Here is a 423-nt window from a genome sequence, read left to right as displayed (position 1 = left end):
CGCGATTCGCGCGAAACGCGGCCGGTGTGCAAAACGGAGAGAACCAGCATTTCGAAAAATACGCCGCCGACAAAGGCAATCGCGCAATAAACGTGGATGATGTGTGCCAGTGCGTAGGTACTCATGACGGGTGTTTCCGGTAGTTCAGACAAGTCGTCATTGTATCACTACCGAATGCGGTTGATGTATGCGCAATTTTATGCCAATTATATTAAATTTTATAAATATTCTATTGGAATTGCCGTTTGTTTTTGAAGTTAACCGTTCATCAAAAGCGTTATCTTAGTTTAATCTGTCTTTACTTATCAGAAAATATATTAATGAAAGGTTGTGCCATACTGCTCTATATACAGCTTAACCCCTGATGGAGAATCAAACCATGAAGAAAACTTTTGCAAAAACTGTGACCTTGATCATGCTGGC

Annotated in this window: 1 pseudogene; it reads right to left on the bottom strand. The window is 40.9% G+C overall.

The window, feature by feature from the left end:
• Positions 1 to 125: pseudogene (locus ACTHSP_RS22150) on the bottom strand (CopD family copper resistance protein); the annotation flags it as partial.
• Positions 126 to 423: the final 298 nt, after the last annotated feature.

The sequence above is a fragment of the Neisseria sp. P0001.S005 genome, from assembly GCF_051963715.1.
The sequence above is the reverse complement of the archived record's forward strand: the minus strand, read 5'-3'. Positions and strand labels throughout refer to the sequence as shown.